Annotated in this window: 19 protein-coding genes and 1 pseudogene; 11 read left to right on the plus strand and 9 right to left on the minus strand. The window is 73.0% G+C overall.

Annotation, left to right across the window (positions count from 1 at the left end; all coding sequences use genetic code 11):
* Positions 1-6 precede the first annotated feature (6 nt).
* The gene (locus tag OG332_RS27790) at positions 7-438 is read left to right on the plus strand and encodes a hypothetical protein (RefSeq protein WP_327416012.1); all 432 of its coding nucleotides are present in this window, start codon (positions 7-9) and stop codon (positions 436-438) included.
* 82 nt (positions 439-520) lie between these two features.
* Here the strand turns inward: OG332_RS27790 and OG332_RS27795 are convergent, their stop codons facing one another.
* The 3 genes from OG332_RS27795 to OG332_RS27805 form a co-directional block, all read right to left on the minus strand.
* A complete protein-coding gene (locus OG332_RS27795; RefSeq protein WP_327416013.1) occupies positions 521-1,165 on the minus strand; it encodes an RDD family protein in 645 nt (214 codons plus the stop codon).
* Between the two features lie 242 nt (positions 1,166-1,407).
* Positions 1,408-1,800 carry an SCO4983 family protein gene (locus OG332_RS27800; RefSeq protein WP_327416014.1) on the minus strand — a complete coding sequence of 131 codons (393 nt, stop codon included), beginning with the start codon at positions 1,798-1,800 and terminating at the stop codon, positions 1,408-1,410.
* A gap of 92 nt (positions 1,801-1,892) precedes the next feature.
* Positions 1,893-3,104, minus strand: coding sequence for a pyridoxal phosphate-dependent aminotransferase (locus tag OG332_RS27805; RefSeq protein ID WP_327416015.1), 1,212 nt, complete (start codon positions 3,102-3,104; stop codon positions 1,893-1,895).
* 289 nt (positions 3,105-3,393) lie between these two features.
* Here OG332_RS27805 and OG332_RS27810 point away from each other — a divergent pair, with 289 nt between their 5' ends.
* The 6 genes from OG332_RS27810 (at position 3,394) to OG332_RS27835 (ending at position 5,985) form a co-directional block, all read left to right on the plus strand.
* The gene (locus tag OG332_RS27810) at positions 3,394-3,543 is read left to right on the plus strand and encodes a hypothetical protein (RefSeq protein ID WP_327416016.1); all 150 of its coding nucleotides are present in this window, start codon (positions 3,394-3,396) and stop codon (positions 3,541-3,543) included.
* 12 nt (positions 3,544-3,555) lie between these two features.
* Positions 3,556-3,789, plus strand: a complete 234-nt coding sequence (locus OG332_RS27815; protein WP_327416017.1) for a hypothetical protein — start codon at positions 3,556-3,558, stop codon at positions 3,787-3,789.
* A gap of 91 nt (positions 3,790-3,880) precedes the next feature.
* Complete coding sequence (locus OG332_RS27820) at positions 3,881-4,357, plus strand: macro domain-containing protein (RefSeq protein ID WP_327416018.1); 477 nt, start codon at positions 3,881-3,883, stop codon at positions 4,355-4,357.
* The gene (locus OG332_RS27825; protein WP_327416019.1) at positions 4,344-4,901 is read left to right on the plus strand and encodes a MepB family protein; all 558 of its coding nucleotides are present in this window, start codon (positions 4,344-4,346) and stop codon (positions 4,899-4,901) included. The genes OG332_RS27820 and OG332_RS27825 overlap by 14 nt, the downstream gene beginning before the upstream one ends.
* A 52-nt stretch (positions 4,902-4,953) precedes the next feature.
* Complete coding sequence (locus OG332_RS27830) at positions 4,954-5,505, plus strand: GNAT family N-acetyltransferase (protein WP_327416020.1); 552 nt, start codon at positions 4,954-4,956, stop codon at positions 5,503-5,505.
* Between the two features lie 126 nt (positions 5,506-5,631).
* Positions 5,632-5,985, plus strand: coding sequence for a hypothetical protein (locus tag OG332_RS27835; protein WP_327416021.1), 354 nt, complete (start codon positions 5,632-5,634; stop codon positions 5,983-5,985).
* Between the two features lie 58 nt (positions 5,986-6,043).
* Here the strand turns inward: OG332_RS27835 and OG332_RS27840 are convergent, their stop codons facing one another.
* Entirely contained in the window at positions 6,044-6,490 is a 447-nt protein-coding gene (locus OG332_RS27840) for a nitroreductase/quinone reductase family protein (RefSeq protein ID WP_327416022.1), read from the minus strand.
* A gap of 106 nt (positions 6,491-6,596) precedes the next feature.
* Here OG332_RS27840 and OG332_RS27845 point away from each other — a divergent pair.
* Positions 6,597-7,551 (plus strand): annotated as a pseudogene (locus tag OG332_RS27845) (LysR family transcriptional regulator).
* Between the two features lie 403 nt (positions 7,552-7,954).
* Here the strand turns inward: OG332_RS27845 and OG332_RS27850 are convergent.
* Positions 7,955-8,140 (minus strand): hypothetical protein, encoded by a 186-nt coding sequence (locus tag OG332_RS27850; protein WP_053679190.1) that lies wholly within the window; start codon positions 8,138-8,140, stop codon positions 7,955-7,957.
* Positions 8,141-8,323: 183 nt separating this feature from the next.
* Between OG332_RS27850 and OG332_RS27855 the strand changes: the two genes are divergently transcribed.
* The gene (locus OG332_RS27855; protein ID WP_327416023.1) at positions 8,324-9,667 is read left to right on the plus strand and encodes a carbohydrate-binding protein; all 1,344 of its coding nucleotides are present in this window, start codon (positions 8,324-8,326) and stop codon (positions 9,665-9,667) included.
* A gap of 67 nt (positions 9,668-9,734) precedes the next feature.
* Here OG332_RS27855 and OG332_RS27860 read toward each other — a convergent pair whose 3' ends face one another.
* Genes OG332_RS27860 through OG332_RS27870 form a run of 3 tightly spaced genes read right to left on the minus strand, consistent with a single transcriptional unit; the run spans position 9,735 to position 13,652 of the window.
* The gene (locus OG332_RS27860) at positions 9,735-10,751 is read right to left on the minus strand and encodes a YdcF family protein (protein ID WP_327416024.1); all 1,017 of its coding nucleotides are present in this window, start codon (positions 10,749-10,751) and stop codon (positions 9,735-9,737) included.
* 23 nt (positions 10,752-10,774) lie between these two features.
* A complete protein-coding gene (locus OG332_RS27865) occupies positions 10,775-12,355 on the minus strand; it encodes an N-acyl-D-amino-acid deacylase family protein (RefSeq protein WP_327416025.1) in 1,581 nt (526 codons plus the stop codon).
* A gap of 10 nt (positions 12,356-12,365) precedes the next feature.
* A complete protein-coding gene (locus OG332_RS27870; RefSeq protein WP_327416026.1) occupies positions 12,366-13,652 on the minus strand; it encodes an alanine racemase in 1,287 nt (428 codons plus the stop codon).
* Between the two features lie 223 nt (positions 13,653-13,875).
* On the opposite strand from OG332_RS27870, the gene OG332_RS27875 reads away from it, so the two are divergent.
* Both OG332_RS27875 and OG332_RS27880 read left to right on the plus strand, forming a co-directional pair.
* A complete protein-coding gene (locus OG332_RS27875; RefSeq protein WP_327416027.1) occupies positions 13,876-14,628 on the plus strand; it encodes an IclR family transcriptional regulator in 753 nt (250 codons plus the stop codon).
* Complete coding sequence (locus OG332_RS27880; protein WP_327416028.1) at positions 14,625-15,053, plus strand: RidA family protein; 429 nt, start codon at positions 14,625-14,627, stop codon at positions 15,051-15,053. The genes OG332_RS27875 and OG332_RS27880 overlap by 4 nt, the downstream gene beginning before the upstream one ends.
* 68 nt (positions 15,054-15,121) lie before the next feature.
* Here the strand turns inward: OG332_RS27880 and OG332_RS27885 are convergent, their stop codons facing one another.
* Complete coding sequence (locus OG332_RS27885) at positions 15,122-16,453, minus strand: M14 family metallopeptidase (RefSeq protein ID WP_327416030.1); 1,332 nt, start codon at positions 16,451-16,453, stop codon at positions 15,122-15,124.
* Positions 16,454-16,471: the final 18 nt, after the last annotated feature.

Consider the following 16,471-nt stretch of genomic DNA (forward strand, 5'->3'; position numbering starts at 1 on the left):
ATGGGCGTGAGCGCGTTGAAGTGGCAGGGCTGGCTGGTCGGCCTGGTGACGCTGGCCGGGCTGCTGGTGTTCGCCCCGCTGGGCCTGTACGTGTGGGCGAGCGGCGGCGACCCTCCCGAGGCGCCGCCCCGGGCGGCCCTGGAGGACGTACGGGTCACCGGGTGCCGAATCGATCCGGCGAGCCGGCGGGTAATGGCCGCGGTGGAGGCGGCGGGGCGGGCCGAGGGTCCCGGCGCGTACGTCGTCACGGTGGAGTTCCGCGACGGCGCCGAACCGGACCCGGAGCGCCGGGCCGCCCAGGCGCTGCTGAGGATCCCGGGCGTGGCCCCGGGCGCGACCGAGCACGGGGAGGCGGTCGGCCCGGTGTGGCCGCTGGCGACGGTGCCGTGGTGCGGGGTCGCGGGCGCCGAGTTCGCACGGACGCCCGACACGCCCTGACGCCCCCGCAGGTGGTTCGCGTCAGCGGCGTGCGTCACCGGCCCGCGCCGGGCGGCGCGGGCCGGTGTGCGCGCTCAAGGGGTCACTTGACCTTGACGACGACGGTGCCGCACACCTTGTCGGCGAAGGTCTGCTTCTTGGCGTCCCACAGCGGCCACAGCCAGCCGATGTAGCAGGGGATGCCGTCCAGCATGTGCGCCAGCTTGCGCACGAAGGCCATGCCGAAGCCGAGGGTCGCGCCGTCGGCCTCGCGGTGCAGGCTGATCCCGACGACCTTCTTGCCGGTCGTCTGGCCGGTGGTGCCCTCCTTGTGGAGCTGGAAGAGGCCCATGCCGATGGCGTACAGGAAGCCGACGAGGCTGAGCACACCGGCCGCCACGGAGTCGGAGTCGCCGCCGGCGACGGCCGCGCCGATGCCGATCACCGCGTACATCGGGCCGGCGATGATCAGCGCGTCGAGCAGGTACGCGCCGACGCGCAGACCCCAGTGGGCCAGCGGCGGCATGCCCGCGCCCGGCATCCCCGGCATCCCCGGCTGCGGGTACGCGCCGTAGGCCGGCGGCGGAGGCGTCTGCTGCGGGTAGCCGTACTGCGGAGCCGCGCCCTGCGGGGGCTGCTGCGGGTAGCCGTACTGCGGGGGGACTCCCTGCGGGGCCTGCTGCGGGTAGCCGGGCTGGCCCTGCGGGGGCTGCTGGCCGTAGGGGTTGTTCGGGTCGCCGAAGCTCATCGGTGAAGTCTCTCCAGGCTGCTGAAACGGGGACGAAGCGGCGTGGAGGAGATGGTTGCGAGCGGCCTCCCCCGTGCTGCCGCGAACTTTCAGCCCTCATCGTGTTCGGAGCACTGGATTCTGTCCAATTCCCGCCCCTGCAGCGGCCCGCGGAAGGAGCCGCGGTGCGTGCCGCGCGAGGGCGGCCGACACCGGGGTGTGGCACCCGGTCCGGAGCCTCCGCGGCCCCGGACCGGGGCCGTCTAGAGGGCGCCGGCCAGGTCCGCGGACTTCAGGGCGGCGGCGTGCGCGTCCATGCGCTCGGCGGCGAGGATCGCGACGGTGGTGTCGGCGCGGGAGGCGGCGACGAGGAGCGCGCGGGCGGCGAGGTCGTGCGCGCGCTGGTGCAGCGCGGCGACGTCCGCGGCGGGGCGCCGCTGCGCACGCGCGGGCTGGGACCCGCGCAGCCGGGTGACCTGGACGGCGATCTCGGCGGCGGCCTCGTCGAGCCCGAGCTCGTCGGTGACGGCGAGCAGGGCCGCGAGGTGGCCGGCGAGCTGGGTGTCCAGGGCTTCGCCGCGGCTGCTGCGCGGGTAGTCGGACGGGGCGGCGCCCATGCGGTGGACGACCGACTTGGTGCGGATCGGCTCGTACATGAGGTGGCCTCCTGCGTGGTCAGGAGACCATCCTACATTGGATTGGTTCTAAAGTTGAGCTGGATCCTGTTGTTGGTCGTCGTTGTCCGCCGTCAGAGCTGGCTGTAGCCGTCGAGGAAGTTCCCGATCCGCGTCACGGCATCGGCCAGATCCGTGGCGTTCGGCAGGGTCACGATCCGGAAGTGGTCGGGCTCGGGCCAGTTGAAGCCCGTGCCGTGCACGACCATGATCTTCTCGGCCCGCAGCAGGTCGAGGACCATCTGCCGGTCGTCCTTGATCTTGTAGACGGACGGGTCCAGCCGCGGGAAGGCGTACAGCGCGCCCTTCGGCTTCACGCAGGTGACGCCCGGGATCTGGGTGAGCAGGTCGTACGCGACGTCGCGCTGTTCCAGGATCCGCCCGCCGGGCAGGACCAGGTCCTCGATCGACTGCCGGCCGCCGAGCGCGGTGGCCACGGCGTGCTGCGAGGGCATGTTCGCGCACAGGCGCATGTTCGCGAGGATCGTGAGGCCCTCGATGTAGCAGGAAGCGTGCTTCTTCGGGCCGCAGACCGCCATCCAGCCGGCCCGGTAGCCGGCGACGCGGTAGTTCTTCGAGAGCCCGTTGAAGGTCAGCGTCAGCAGGTCGGGGGCGATGGCGGCGGTGTTGGTGTGCGTGACGCCGTCGTAGAGGATCCGGTCGTAGATCTCGTCCGAGCAGACGACCAGGTTGTGGCGGCGGGCGATGTCCGTCAGCCCGCGCAGCATCTCGTCGTCGTAGACGGCGCCGGTCGGGTTGTTCGGGTTGATGATCACGATCGCCTTGGTGCGGTCGGTGACCTTGCGCTCGATGTCGGCGAGGTCCGGCATCCAGTCGGCCTGCTCGTCGCAGCGGTAGTGCACGGCCGTGCCGCCGGCGAGCGAGACGGACGCGGTCCACAGCGGGTAGTCCGGCGCCGGGACCAGTACCTCGTCACCGTCGTCGAGCATTGCCTGCATCGACATCTGGATCAGTTCGGAGGCGCCGTTGCCGAGATAGATGTCCTCGACGTCCAGGTCGATGCCCTTGGTCTGGTAGTGCTGCATGACCGCGCGGCGCGCGGAGAGCAGCCCCTTCGCGTCACCGTAACCGTGGGCGTTGCCCAGGTTGCGGAGCATGTCCTCAAGGATCTCCGGCGGGCAGTCGAAGCCGAAGGCCGCGGGGTTGCCGGTGTTGAGCTTGAGGATGCGATGACCTGCTGCTTCGAGCCGCATGGCCTCTTCGAGCACGGGCCCGCGGATCTCGTAGCAGACATTGGCGAGTTTGGTTGACTGGATCACCTGCATGACGGGAGCTTACGGGCCCGCGAGCAGGCATGACGCGGCTTTTCGAAGAGAGACTCGAAGAGCAATATGTCCCATTTCGGGCAATGGGTGGGTGGTGGCGCGGTCCCCCCTTGGAATCCGGGGCCGCGCCCGCGTTCCGGCCTGCGGAATGGGTGGGTGCGGACCGCGCCGAAGTGGGGGATGTTGCGCTCGTCACCTCGGGAAACGGCCGGGAACCGAGGGTGACTGAGTACGCCGCATGAGTACGCGCACTCATGCGGCGCCGCGCGGGTGCCGTGAGGCTGGGCGCATGAACCAGGGCGAGTGGAAGCCGGCGGACTACCGCCGGGGCACGGAGCGTGTGGGCACGGCGATCGTGGCCGTGGCGGGCGCCCTCATGGCGGCAGGGGCGGTCTTGATGGTGCTGCTCTTCCTGGTGTACCTGAACAGCGGCTACTGAGGGGCGCGAGCAGTGGAGTTCGTAGTCGGTGACATGGCGATCACCACGGTCGGCACGGACGGCGACGACCGGGCGATCGAGTTCCTGGTCAGAGCGGAAGGAGCCGCGGAGGAAGGGCACTTCGCGATCTTCCGCGAGCACGACGAGGGCTGGGAGTCCGCCCGGATCACCATCGCCCCGGAGTCGGCCGCGATCCCGGTGGCGGCGGTGGAGTGGGCGGTGGAATTCGCGCGCGAGTACCTGTGAGGGGCGGCGGTGCGGCGGGGTGGCCGGGCCGGGCGGGGGCTCCCGTCCGGCCCGGCCCGCGTTGTCAGTGGTCCCGCGTAGCGTTCGGGACATGAAGCCGCTCAGGATTATCGCCGGGGACGCGACGAGTCCCCAGGCCAAGGGGCCCAAGGTCATAGCCCATGTCTGCAATGACCTCGGCGGGTGGGGGAAGGGCTTCGTGCTGGCCGTCTCGAAGCGGTGGCCCGAGCCCGAGGCGGCGTACCGGGCCTGGCACCGGGGGCGCGGCGGGAACGACTTCGGGCTCGGCGCCGTGCAGGTGGTGCGGGTGAAGCCCGATGTGTGGGTGGCCAACATGGTCGGGCAGCGCGGGATGCGCACCGGGAGCGGGGGGCCGCCGATCCGCTACGACGCCGTCCGGCGCTGCCTCGGCGCGCTGGCCGATCACGCCGTCGACCTGGGCGCCGGTGTCCACATGCCGCGCATCGGGTGCGGGCTCGCGGGCGGCGCCTGGTCGCGCATCGAGCCGCTGATCACCGACGCGCTGTGCGCACGGGACGTGGAGGTGACCGTCTATGACCACCGGTGAGCCGGATGCGCCCGCGGTCGGGTCGTGGGCGGGCGCGGGGGCGGTGCACGAGGATCTCCTCGTGGCGAAGGCGCTGGTCTACGACCGGTGCGGGTTCACGTGTTCCCGGCCGGTCGCCGAGGCGGAGAGCGCCGAGTACGGGGCGTACGAGTTCACCCTGGACGGGCTGCGTGTGACCTTCCGCGCGGCCAGGACGACCCCGACGAAGGCCGGGCAGTTCGTCACGGTGTGGAAGCGGTCCGACGCCGGGCCGATCCGGCCGTTCGACGTGGGGGACCCGGTCGACCTCGTCGTGGTCAGTGCCAGGGACGGAGACCGTTTCGGGCAGTTCGTGTTCCCCCGCGACGTGCTCCGTGCGCGCGGCATCCTGTCCGTGAACGGGGCCGGCGGGAAGCGCGCCTTCCGGGTGTACCCGCCGTGGGTCGCGGTGGAGAGCCGGCAGGCCCGGGGAACGCAGGCGTGGCAGGCCGCATGCTTCCTGGACGTGGGTACGGGCACCGCGATCGACCTCGCCCGGGCCCGGGCCCTGCACCACCCGGCCTAGACATCGGTGTCGGCGACGGGGCCGGGCGGGGCGCGCGTGGCACGATCGCGGCATGGAGTACCGGTACGCCACCGAGGCCGACGCGCCCGCCATGGCCGAGCTCTTCGCCGCCAACCACCACGACGCCCTGACGGAGCGGCAACGGGCGGAGCAGGGGTTCGTGCAGGGCCGCTTCGACGCCGGCGTCCTGCGGGCGATGGCCCGGGCCGGGGAGCTGCTGGTCGCGGACGACCGCGGCCGGGTCGCCGGCCTGCTCGCCCTGTCGGTCGCCGCGGATCTGGCCGATCCGTCGCCGCCGGTCGCGGGGCTGCTCCGGGCCCAGGACGCCCTGGAGTGGGAGGGGCACCCGCTCGCCGAGGCGCGGTGGCTGCTCTACGGGCCGGTCGTGGTCGATGCCGCGTACCGGGGGCGGGGTGTGGCCCGGGCCCTGTTCACCATGGCCGTGGCGGCGGCCTCGGAGCGGGCCGACGTCGTGGTGGCGTTCATCGAAGCCGGCAACGTGCCGTCCTGGAGGGTGCACGTCGACGGCTTCGGCATGACCCCGCTGGGCGACTACGTCGCGGGCGGGCGCACGTACAGCGCGGTCGCCGCGTCGACCACCTAGGGTCCGGCGTCGGCACGCGCTGCGAGCGCGCCACGCCGAGCGATCTTGGAGGATCGATTCGTCCCGTTCCGTCCTCCTAGGGTCGTGCTTCGCATGCCCCAGCCTCCCTCGGAAGGAATCCCTCCCATGAAGCTCCGCAACGCCGCGGCCGCTGCCGTGGCCGCGTTCGCCCTGACCCTGTCGCTGTCCGGGTCGGCGCTGGCCGCCACGGGCGACTTCTCCTACAAGTACGTCGACGGCCTCGGGCACGAGCAGAAGATCGTGCTGCACGACCCGCACAGCGGCAAGTGCGTCAACCTGTACGCCGTCGGCTCCGACGAGGTGCAGCCCGGCTACGGCCCGCACAACCAGACCGACGCCGCGGTGATCGTCTACAAGGGGGCGAACTGCACGGGCCCCGAGTACCGGCTGCGGGCGAACGGCAACCCGGCCCGCGACGACCTCGAGGTGCGCTCGGTGACGTTCGACGCCGCGGTCTAGGGCCCCTCCCGCCCTCCCGTCGTCGTCGGAAACCGGTCGCGTACGCGATCCGTACGCGCTACCCCTCCAGGATCACCAGAGGGATCTCGCGCGGCCGGGCGGCCCTCTGGTCGTCCTCGAACGGGGGCCAGAGGGCCGTCATCATGTCCCAGTACGTCTCCCGCTCCTCGGGCGTGGCCGTGCGCGCCGTCGCCTTCACGGTGGCGGCCCCGACCTGCAGGCGGACCTCCGGGTGGGCCGTGAGGTTCCGGTACCAGTGGGGGTGGTCCGGGGCCCCGTGGCCGGCGGCCAGGACGATGAAGCGGCCCGCGTCCTCGCCGTAGATCAGCGGGGTGCGGACGGTGCGGCCGGTGGCACGGTCCACCGTGGTGAGCAGCAGGGTGGGAACGCCGTGCCACAGGTGCCCGTCGGCGCCCGCGGTGGTCACGTACGCGCGGACGTGGTCGAGCCGTGGGCCGGGTCGCGGGTCCGTGGGGTGTTCCCAGTCGACATCGAGTGCGTGCATTTACCTGTCCTTAGGGTTGTGGCCCCCTGGCGGCTAACGAGCATTAACGATTCTGGATGCGCACGACCCGTAGCGCACGGCTGCAGGTCTGGACCAAGCTCGTCGCATGGATCTGGAGCTGAGGCACCTCAAGATCGTCAGGGCCGTCGCCGACGCCGGGAGTCTGACCCGGGCCGCCACCATCCTCGGCCTCGCGCAGCCCGCGCTCAGTACGCAGCTGAAGCGGATCGAGCGGGTGCTGGGCGGGACGCTGTTCGTGCGCGGGCGGGAGGGCGTACGGGCCACCGCGCTCGGGGAGCTCGTACTGGAGCGGGCGCGGGTGCTGCTGCCCGCGGTGTGCGAGCTGCAGGAGGAGGCCCGGCGGTTCGCCCGGCAGGGGGCGGCGCACGGCCACCGGCTCGGCGGGACGCACGGCCCGCTGCTCGGCGGGCTCGTGGACCGGCTCGCCCGCGAGGCGCCCGGGGTGCCGGTGACCACGTACACCTCCTGGTCCGAGCGGGAGGTCGCCGGGAGCGTCGCCGACGGGCGCCTGGACTTCGCGCTGGTCGGGGTCTGCGGGGAGAGCGCCCCGCCCGAGCCGGGGCGCCTCGCCTGGATGGAGGTGGCGCGGGACCCCGTGCACGTGATGCTGGCCGAGGACCATCCGCTGGCCCTCGCCCCGCGCGGGGAGGCCGAGCTGGCCGAGCTGGCCGCCGAGGCATGGGCGGACGTACCGGGCGACGGGTGCTTCGGGGACTGCTTCGCCGCGGCCTGCGTACGGGCCGGGTTCACGCCCGCCTGTGTCTACGAGACCGACACCGCGTCGTGCGTGCACCTGGTGCAGGTCGGGCGGGCGGGCGGTCGGGCTGTGCCGGGCGACCTTCCCGGCGACCCCGGGGGTGGTCACGCGGCCGCTCGCCGGGACTCCGCTGGTGTGGCGGCACCTGCTGGGCTGGCATCCCGCCGGGCGGGCCGCCGCCCTGGCCGCGGATGTGCTGGAGCAGGCTCGGGCTGCGCATGCGGAGGCGTTGGGCAGGGCGGGCGGGGGCCTGCGGCCCGCGCTGCCGCGGTCCGCCGCTTAGTCCGCCGCCCGGCTGCGGCTTCGCTGCCGGGGCTCCGCCCCGGACCCCGCGCCTCAAACGCCGGCGGGACTGGAGGATCGGGGCTCCGCCCCGCGCCCCGCGCCTCAAACGCCGGCGGGGCTGGAGGATCGGGGCTCCGCCCCGCGCCCCGCGCCTCAAACGCCGGCGGGGCTGGAGGGTGCCCGGCGGGACTGGAGTGGTGCGGCAGGGCTGGAGGGTGCCCGGCGGGACTGAGTGGCCCGGCGGGACTGGAGTGGTGCGGCGGGGCTGGAGGGTGCCGGCGGGGCTGAGTGGTGCGGCGGGGCTGGAGGGTGCCGGCGGGGCTGAGTGGTGCGGCGGGGCTGGAGGGTGCGGATGCCCCCGGCGGGGCCGGGGGCGGTGGGCAGCCTTCGTGGCGGCCTGCTTACGGCAGGTAGCGCTCGATGACCTGCGGGCCCTCCTTCTCGATCAGCTTGCGTGCCTTCTCGACCCGCTCCGGAGTCGGGTCGTGGCCGGTCACCATCACGAGGTCCTCGGGGTCGTACGGCCGTTCCCCGCCCGTGAAGAGCCGGTCCGACCGTGTGGGCTGCTCGTCGGGTTCACTGACCATCGCGTACCTCCTACGGTTTCCCCTTCCCCTGGCCCCATGGTCCGACCACCGGCCCATGAACGCACTTCGGCCGCCGAGGCACCGCGGCCATAACGCCGGGGGAGGGGTCAACCGGCAGCTGCCGCAGGCCGGTTCGGATTTCTACGGTTTCCGCAGACCCCACCGGAAACCGAGGAGATCCCCATGCTCAAGCGACACGCCCGCGCGGCGTGTACCGCCCTGGCCGCCGCCGGGCTGCTGCTGGCCGGGACGAGCGGCGCCACCGCCGACTCCGCCCCCGCCGCCCCCTCGGCGGCGACGACCCTGCGCCCCGCCGACGCCCCGCCCGAGCTGCTCGCCGCCATGCAGCGCGACCTCGGCCTGACCCCCACGCAGGCCAAGGCCCGACTCGCACACGAGGCCGAGGCGGGGGCCACCGCCGCCCGGCTGCGGATGCGGCTCGGCGCCGCCTTCGCCGGGGCCTGGGTGGACGGGGTCGACGCCGCCACCCTCACCGTCGCCACCACCCGCGCCGCCGACACCGCCGCGATACGGGCCACCGGGGCCACGGCGAAACTCGTCGCCCGCACCCTGGCCGACCTGGACTCCGCCAAGGCCGCCCTGGACGGGGCGGCCACCGCCGACACCCCCGTGCGGTACGTCGACCCGCGCTCCAACACCCTCGTCGTCGAGGAGGCCGAGCCGGGAGCGGCCGCGCGGCTGCTGGCCGCCACCGGGACCGACGCGGCCCTGGTCACGGTGGTCCGTACGGCCGAGGCCCCGCGTCCCCTCTACGACCTGCGCGGCGGGGACGCCTACTACATGAACGGCAGCGGCCGCTGCTCCGTGGGCTTCCCGGTCACCAAGGGGACCGCCAACGGCTTCGCCACCGCCGGGCACTGCGGGCGCGCCGGCACCACCACCAGCGGCTTCAACCAGGTCGCGCAGGGTTCCTTCCAGGCCTCCGTCTTCCCCGGCAACGACATGGCCTGGGTGGCCGCCAACGCCCAGTGGGCCTCGACCCCGTACGTGAAGGGCAGCGGGGGTGCGAACGTACAGGTCACGGGCTCGGTGCTGCAGCCGGTCGGGGCCTCGGTGTGCCGTTCCGGCTCGACCACCGGCTGGCACTGCGGCACGATCCAGCAGCACAACACCAGCGTCACCTACCCCGAGGGCACCATCTCCGGCGTGACCCGTACGACGGTCTGCGCCGAGCCGGGCGACTCCGGCGGCTCCTACATCTCCGGGAGCCAGGCCCAGGGCGTGACCTCGGGCGGTTCCGGCAACTGCTCCAGCGGCGGGACCACCTTCTTCCAGCCGCTGAACCCGATCCTGTCGGCGTACGGACTGACCCTCAAGGTCACCGGCAGCGACCCGGGCCCCGGCCCCGGTGAGCCCGAGCCGGGAGGCACCTGGAAGGCGGGCACCGTCTACGCGGCCGGCGCCACCGTCACCCACGGCGGCGCGAGCTACCGCTGCATCCAGGGGCACCAGGCGCAGACGGGCTGGGAGCCACCGAACGTCCCGGCGCTCTGGCAGCGCCTGTAGCGAACGGGAGAATGCCGGTGCCGTGGCTGCCAAGGGGGGAGTCACGGCACCTCCGCGTGCGCGCGGGTCAGACGAGGACCGCGGCCAGCGTGCCGAGCGCGCCGAGCACGGTCAGCAGGCCGCAGATCGCGAGGTTCACCGTCCGGTGCTCCCAGAAGATGGCGACGAACTCCCGGATGGTGGCGCTCGGCCAGTAGTACTTCGCGGTGGGGGAGCCCAGAACCTGCCCGTTGACGCCGGTCTTGCGCGCCAGCATCGCGGCCCGGAAGGCGTGGAAGTTGTTGGTGACCACCACGCACCGGTAGGCCGGATCGTGCGCCTCCATGATCTCCCGGCTGAAGCGCATGTTCTCCTCGGTCGTGGTGGACCGGTCCTCCAGCACGATGTGCTCCGCCGGCACGCCCTCCGCGATCAGCCAGTCCGCCATCGCCCGGGCCTCCGCGACCTTCTCGTCCGAGCCCTTGCCGCCCGAGACGAGCAGCACCGGCGGCCGGCTGCCCCGGGCCAGCTGGCCCTCGTAGATCTGCTGTCCCTTGCGCAGGCGCGAGGCCAGCAGCGGCGGCACGCGGTCCCCGCTGATCAGGCCCGAGCCCAGCATGACCACGTGGTCGACGCCGCCGCGCACCTTGATCCGCCCGTAGAGGAAGGCGTAGCCGAGGAAGCAGAAGAAGACGAAGGAGACGTAGCCGGCCACCACGGTGAGCGTTCCGGCGATGGCGCCCAGAACGGGCGAGCCGACCACGCCGACGAGGATCAGCAAAGCGATCAGCGCGAAGATCGCGAGGCCCGCGAGCATCGACAGCAGGTTGGCCGGCCGCAGACCCTCCTTGCGGATCATGGTCACGCCGTTGCGGACGAGGAAGACGCCCAGCGCCAGGGTGCCGAACGCGGGCGAGGCGAAGGCGAGCACGACGACCGTGACGGCCGCCCAGGTGGGCAGCTTGCCCACCTGGAGGAACAGGGCGGAGCAGGCGCTGAGGAAGGTCAGCCCCAGGAGCACGGCGTTGCTGAAGCGGCGCCGGTCCTGCCGGACGCTTATGCAGAATGCGAGGAAGAGCAGGGCGGCGAGGGCGAAGGCGACCATGCCGCCCATCGTAGGTGCCGGATTTACCGAAGATCGAGTGCGGTGCGGCGCACGGAACGCCCGGCCAGCACGTCCGTCCGGCGCCCGTCGCGCATGACGAACCGCCCGTCGATCAGGACGTGCGGGATGCCGGTCGGCAGCACCCGCGGCTGCTCGTACGTGGAGCCGGCCGCGACCGTGCCGGGGTCGAAGAGGACGAGGTCCGCGCGGTGGCCGACGCGGACCAGGCCCCGGTCGGGCAGACGCAGGCGCGCTGCGGGGCGGCCGGCCAGGTGCGCCACGCACTCCTCCAGGGAGAGCAGGCCGAGTTCGCGGACGTAGTGGCCGAGGTAGTGCGGGAAGGTGCCGTAGGCGCGCGGGTGCGGTTTCGCGCCCTGGAGGATGCCGTCGGAGCCGCCGGTGTGGACGCGGTGGCGCATGATCGCCCGTACGTTCTCCTCGTGGCCGACGCGCTGGAGGACGGTCGGCGCGAGGCGGTCGTCCAGCAGCAGCCGGCGGGCGGCCTCCCAGCCGTCCAGGCGCGTGCCGACGTACGCGCCGAGGGCGGGATCGGCGACGCCCGAGATCTCGACCGTGGACCAGTCGACGGGCACCCCGTGGCAGCCGTCCGCACCCTCCACCTCCAGCGCGTGGCGGATCCGCCCGGCCTGGGCGTCGTCGCGCAGGCGGGCCAGGACCGCCTCCGGGCCGCCCTCGTTCGCCCAACTGGGCAGGAGGGCGACGAGGGTGGTGCAGCCGGGGGTGTACGGGTAGCTGTCGAGGGTGATGTCGGCGCCCTCGGCCAGGGCCGCGTCGAGCAGGGCGAGCAGCTCGGGGGCGCGGCCCTCGTTCTCGCCGAAGTTCATGGTGGCGTGGGCCAGGTGCAGGGCGCAGCCGGCCTCCCGGGTCAGCCCGATCATCTCGGCGTAGGCGGCGAGCGCGCCGTGGCCGTACGAGCGGTGGTGCGGGCAGTAGTAGCCGCCGTACTCCGCCACCACCCGGCAGAGCTCCGTCAGTTCGGCGCCCGAGGCGTACATGCCGGGGGTGTAGGTGAGGCCGGAGGACATGCCGACGGCGCCCTGCGCCAGGCCGTCGGCGACGAGCGATCGCATCCGGTCCAGCTCGGCCGCGGTCGCGGGGCGGTCGTCCCAGCCGAGGGCGTACGCGCGGACGGTGCCCTGCGGGACGAGGTAGGCGGCGTTGACGGCGATGCCCCGACCGCCGTGGGCCCGGTCCAGGCGGTCGAGGTAGCCGCCGACCGTGCGCCAGTCGAAGTCCACGTCGTCGCCCGGCCCGTTCCAGCCGGCGATGGCGGCCCGTACCCCGGCGAGCGTCCGGTCGTCGGCGGGCGCGTACGACAGGCCGTCCTGGCCGAGGACTTCGAGGGTGACGCCCTGGGCGGCCTTCGCGCTGTGGTCCGGGTCGCGGAGCAGGGCGAGGTCGCTGTGGGCGTGCATGTCGACGAAGCCGGGAGCGAGGGCGAGGCCGTGCGCGTCGAGGGTCCTGCGGCCCCCGGGGAGCGAGCCGATCTCGGCGATCCGGCCCTCGTGGACGCCGACGTCCGCGGTGTACGAGGGCCCGCCCGTGCCGTCGACGACGCGGGCCCCCCGGATGACCAGGTCCACCGGTCCGCTCCTAGAAGAAGGTGCGGACGTAGTCGGTGACGGTGCCGTCGGCCTCCACGACCGGGATCAGCGGCCACTTCTCGAAGATCGTGCAGGGGTGCGACATGCCGAGTGCCACCAGGTCGCCGACCTGGATGTCGTCGGCCGAGTCGGTCTCCAGCCAGGCGTGCTGGTCGGACAGTTTCACCACGCGGACGCCGGTGGCCGGGCGTTCGACGCCGGTGAGGGCGTCGCGGACCAGCTCGGCCCCGGGCAGCCCCAGGTCGTAGGCGATGTCGCGCTTGCCCGCGTTGACGAAGGCCTGGGTGGGGGAGGGCCGGGAGACGACCTGGGTCCACAGCCGGAACGCCGGGCGCAGGCCGCCCTCTTCGGGGTGGCGGTTGAAGGGGGTGAGGCGGGTGTACCAGCCGTGGTCGTGGGAGACGTACGCACCGGAACGGAGCAGCTTGAGCGTGGGGCGGGACAGCTCCGGCAGCTCGGCGAAGACGTCCGCGACGGCGTCGAACCAGGCGGAGCCGCCGGCGCTGACGACGATCTCCTCCAGGTCGGGGGCGAACCGGCCCGCCTTGTCGAACTCGACGGCCAGGGCGGTGAGCCGGCGCAGGTACGCGTGGACCCGGGCCGGGTCGGCGTCGGGCACCTCGGCCTCGTAGCCGCCCGTGCCGACCAGGCGCAGGGTGGCGGTGGCGGCGACCGCGTCGGCGACGACGCGGCAGTCCTCTTCGGTACGGGCCCCGGTGCGCGCGCCCTCGCCGGCGCCGAGCTCGACGACGACGTCGACGACGGCGGGCGCGTCGCGCAGGGCGCGGTCCATGAGGTGGACCCCGCGCACGGAGTCGACGTAGCAGACGAAGCGGAAGTCGGGGTCGGCGGCGAGCTCGCCGGCGACCCAGCGCAGGGCGGCGGGATCGACGAGCTCGTTGGCGAGGAAGATCCGCTGGATGCCGAAGGCGCGGTAGACGCGGGCCTGGTGGGGGACGGCGGCGGTGATGCCCCACGCGCCGTGGTCCAGCTGGCGGCGGAACAGCTGCGGGGACATGCAGGTCTTGCCGTGCGGGGCGAACGCGAGGTCGTGGCGGGCCGCGTAGGCGCCGAGGGCGGCGAGGTTGTGCTCCAGCGCGTCGGCGTCGAGCGTCAGGACGGGCGTGGTGAAACCGCCGGTGTGGAGGTCCCGGCGCTGGGCGGCGAGCTGCCCGACGGTGAGGCCCTGCGTCTGGGCGTCCGGCGGGAGTCCCTTGAACCGGTGGTCGACCGGCTCGTCGGCGAGGTCCTTGACGGGGTCGCTGTCGCTGGCCATGCGGGTGCCTCCCGGGATTGCGTGGTATGCAACGGTCGTTGCGTATGCCGCTGCACGCTGTCTAACATCCCGGGTGACGGTGGGTCAACGCGCGCCGCCGGTGCGGGGTCCGGCCCCGGCACCCCGCGCCTCTGGACTTCAGCCCCGCCGGCGTTTGAGGCGCGGCGTCCGGGGCGGAGCCCCAGCGGCGGCGCCGCACAAGGGACGACGAGGGAGGCACGGCGTGAGCCAGTCGGTGGAGCGGGCGCTTCGGATTTTGCCGCTGCTCGCGAACGGCCCGGCCGCCCTCGGCGCGGTCGCCGACGAGCTCGGCGTGCACAAGAGCACCGCCCTCCGCCTCCTGCGCACGCTGGACGAGCACGGCTTCGTCTACCGCCAGGCCGACGGCCGCTACCGACTGGGGTCGAAGCTCTTCGCGCTCGCCGCCGAGGCCATGGAGAACCTCGACGTCCGGGAGATCGCGCACCTCCACCTCGTCGAGCTCAACCGGGCCACCGGCCACACCGTTCACCTCGCCCTCCACCAGGACGACGAGGTCGTGTACGTCGACAAGGTCGACAGCCGCTACCCCGTCCGCATGTACTCCCGCATCGGCAGGCCCGTGCCCCTCACGGTCGCCGCCGTCGCCAAGCTGCTCCTCGCCGACCTCCCCGAGGCCGAACGCCGGGCCCTCGCCGAGCGGATCGAGTACCCCCGCTACACCCCCCGCTCCACCCCGGACGCCGCCGCCTTCCTCCGCGAGCTGGACCTCGTGCGCGAGCAGGGCTGGGCCACCGACCTCGGCGGGCACGAGGAGTCCGTCAACTGCCTCGGCGCGCCCGTGCACGGGCCGGACGGGCGGGTCGTCGCCGCGCTCTCCGTCTCCGCGCCCGGCGTGGTCGTCTCCGCGGACGGGCTCCTCGAACTGCTGCCGCAGGTACTCCGTACCGCCGACGCCATCAGCCAGGATTGTTCAGGAGCACAGGAGAGAACGTGACAGCGAGCACCGCAGGCACCGCGAAGACCGCCATCACCCCCGACACCCACACCGCCCCGCCCGCGAGGTTCTCGCACGGCGTGCGCAAGGGGAACATCCTCCAGGTCGCCGGCCAGGTCGGCTTCCTCCCGCACGTCGACGGGCAGCCGCCCACCCCCGCCGGGCCGACGCTGCGCGAGCAGACCCTGCAGACGCTGGAGAACGTCCGCTCCGTGCTGGAGGCGGGCGGTGCGGGCTGGGACGACGTGATGATGATCCGCGTCTACCTCACGGACACCGCGCACTTCGCCGAGATGAACGGCATCTACAACACCTACTTCGAGGAGCAGGGCCTGAAGGAGGCCCCCGCCGCCCGCACCACCGTGTACGTGGGCCTGCCGGCCGGGCTGCTCGTCGAGATCGACGCCCTCGCCGTCCTCGGCTGAGCCGCGGCCGGCCGGGACATGCGGGTGGGGCGCCCCCCTGGCGGCGGGGCGCCCCGTTCACGGGCGTACTACGCGCAGTACTGGGCTTCCTTGCCGATGGAGCGGTACATGCAGTCCGCGTTCTCCAGCAGCTGGAGCACCGCGTCCTTGTTCCGCGCGGTCTCGCGGTCGATCACCTCGTCCGGCGGGTAGAAACCGCCGCCGCCGCTCTCCGGGTACATCTCGAAGGTGTAGGCGAAGATCTTCTGGTTGCCCCACAGCCAGTCGTCGATCGTGCCGTCGGTGATGTACAGGTCGCTCGACTGCTCCGGCGTGTAGCCGTTGCTCGCCGCCATGCTCGTGCCGATCTTCTTGTAGACGGCGAGGTCGTCGGCGGTCAGGCCCGGGGCGGTGTCGTTGTAGGTGTAGCCGAAGGGCCACAGCACGAGCTCGCTGTACGTGTGGAAGTCGATCGCGGCCGTGATCTGCTGCTTGCCGCCGATGACGCGGCTGCGGACGAAGTCCGAGACGACCTTCACCTCGGGCGCCGACTCGGCGGCCGCGCCCCGGTAGGTCTCGGAGCTCTTGCTGCTGCTGGAGCCGCCGCAGCAGCCCCACTTGTAGTTCCAGTTCCGGTTCTCGTCCGTGCCGATGTACGAGGATCCGCTGTTGGGCTGGCGGTTCTTGCGCCAGGAGCGGTAGGAGCCGGTGGCGATGTCGTACTCGCCGCCGTCCGGGTTGAGGTCCGGGACGATCCAGATCTCGCGGCCGTTGACGGCGTTGGTGACGCGGGAGTCCGTGCCGTACTTGGAGCCGAACTCCTTGAGCAGGTAGAGCGCCATCTCGACGGTCAGGTGCTCGCGGGCGTGCTGGTGGTGGGTGAAGAGCACCTCGGGTTCGGCCTCGTCGGTCGCCACGTTGTCGCTGATCTTGATGGCGACGAGGTCGCGGCCCTGGTACGACTTCCCGATCACCCGCTTGCTCATGATGGCGGGGTACTGGGCGATGCGCTGGTCGATCTCCGCGTTCATCTCGGCGTAGTTGTGGTACTTCGAGTCCGCCGAGGGGAAGTCCATCGGGCTGGCCGCGATGCCGGGCAGGGAGCGGTCCGGCGGTCCGGGCAGTGCGGTGAGCCGGTAGCCGAGCGCGCGCAGGTTCTTGGCCTGCATGGTGTCCGCGCTGACCACGACCGTGTGGTCGTCCACTTCGTCGATCGAGACGCCCGTACGGAGCAGGGCGGTGCGGTCGGCGGGGGTGGAGGGGCCGTGGATCCGGTACTGGACGATGGCCTCGTCCTGGGTGGCGGTGGACGGGGTGGGCGGTGGCGATGCCGTCGCGCTCATGCCGTAGGCGGGTGCGCCCAGTGCGAGCGCCAGCAGGGCCGCCGTGACGGCGGCCCTCCGGCGGGTATGGAGCCGCATGCGTTCTCCTGGGTGGGA

Origin of the sequence: Streptomyces sp. NBC_01233 (assembly GCF_035989305.1) — a bacterium.
Classification (GTDB): domain Bacteria; phylum Actinomycetota; class Actinomycetes; order Streptomycetales; family Streptomycetaceae; genus Streptomyces.

Coding starts and splice junctions, on each gene's coding strand:
- OG332_RS27835 (WP_327416021.1), top strand. CDS start 5,632: ATGAAGCTCCGCAACGCCGCGGCCGCTGCCGTGGCCGCGTTCGCCCTG.
- OG332_RS27850 (WP_053679190.1), bottom strand. CDS start 8,140: ATGGTCAGTGAACCCGACGAGCAGCCCACACGGTCGGACCGGCTCTTC.
- OG332_RS27855 (WP_327416023.1), top strand. CDS start 8,324: ATGCTCAAGCGACACGCCCGCGCGGCGTGTACCGCCCTGGCCGCCGCC.
- OG332_RS27840 (WP_327416022.1), bottom strand. CDS start 6,490: ATGCACGCACTCGATGTCGACTGGGAACACCCCACGGACCCGCGACCC.
- OG332_RS27870 (WP_327416026.1), bottom strand. CDS start 13,652: ATGGCCAGCGACAGCGACCCCGTCAAGGACCTCGCCGACGAGCCGGTC.
- OG332_RS27825 (WP_327416019.1), top strand. CDS start 4,344: ATGACCACCGGTGAGCCGGATGCGCCCGCGGTCGGGTCGTGGGCGGGC.
- OG332_RS27800 (WP_327416014.1), bottom strand. CDS start 1,800: ATGTACGAGCCGATCCGCACCAAGTCGGTCGTCCACCGCATGGGCGCC.
- OG332_RS27810 (WP_327416016.1), top strand. CDS start 3,394: ATGAACCAGGGCGAGTGGAAGCCGGCGGACTACCGCCGGGGCACGGAG.
- OG332_RS27885 (WP_327416030.1), bottom strand. CDS start 16,453: ATGCGGCTCCATACCCGCCGGAGGGCCGCCGTCACGGCGGCCCTGCTG.
- OG332_RS27795 (WP_327416013.1), bottom strand. CDS start 1,165: ATGAGCTTCGGCGACCCGAACAACCCCTACGGCCAGCAGCCCCCGCAG.
- OG332_RS27830 (WP_327416020.1), top strand. CDS start 4,954: ATGGAGTACCGGTACGCCACCGAGGCCGACGCGCCCGCCATGGCCGAG.
- OG332_RS27860 (WP_327416024.1), bottom strand. CDS start 10,751: ATGGTCGCCTTCGCCCTCGCCGCCCTGCTCTTCCTCGCATTCTGCATA.
- OG332_RS27805 (WP_327416015.1), bottom strand. CDS start 3,104: ATGCAGGTGATCCAGTCAACCAAACTCGCCAATGTCTGCTACGAGATC.
- OG332_RS27820 (WP_327416018.1), top strand. CDS start 3,881: ATGAAGCCGCTCAGGATTATCGCCGGGGACGCGACGAGTCCCCAGGCC.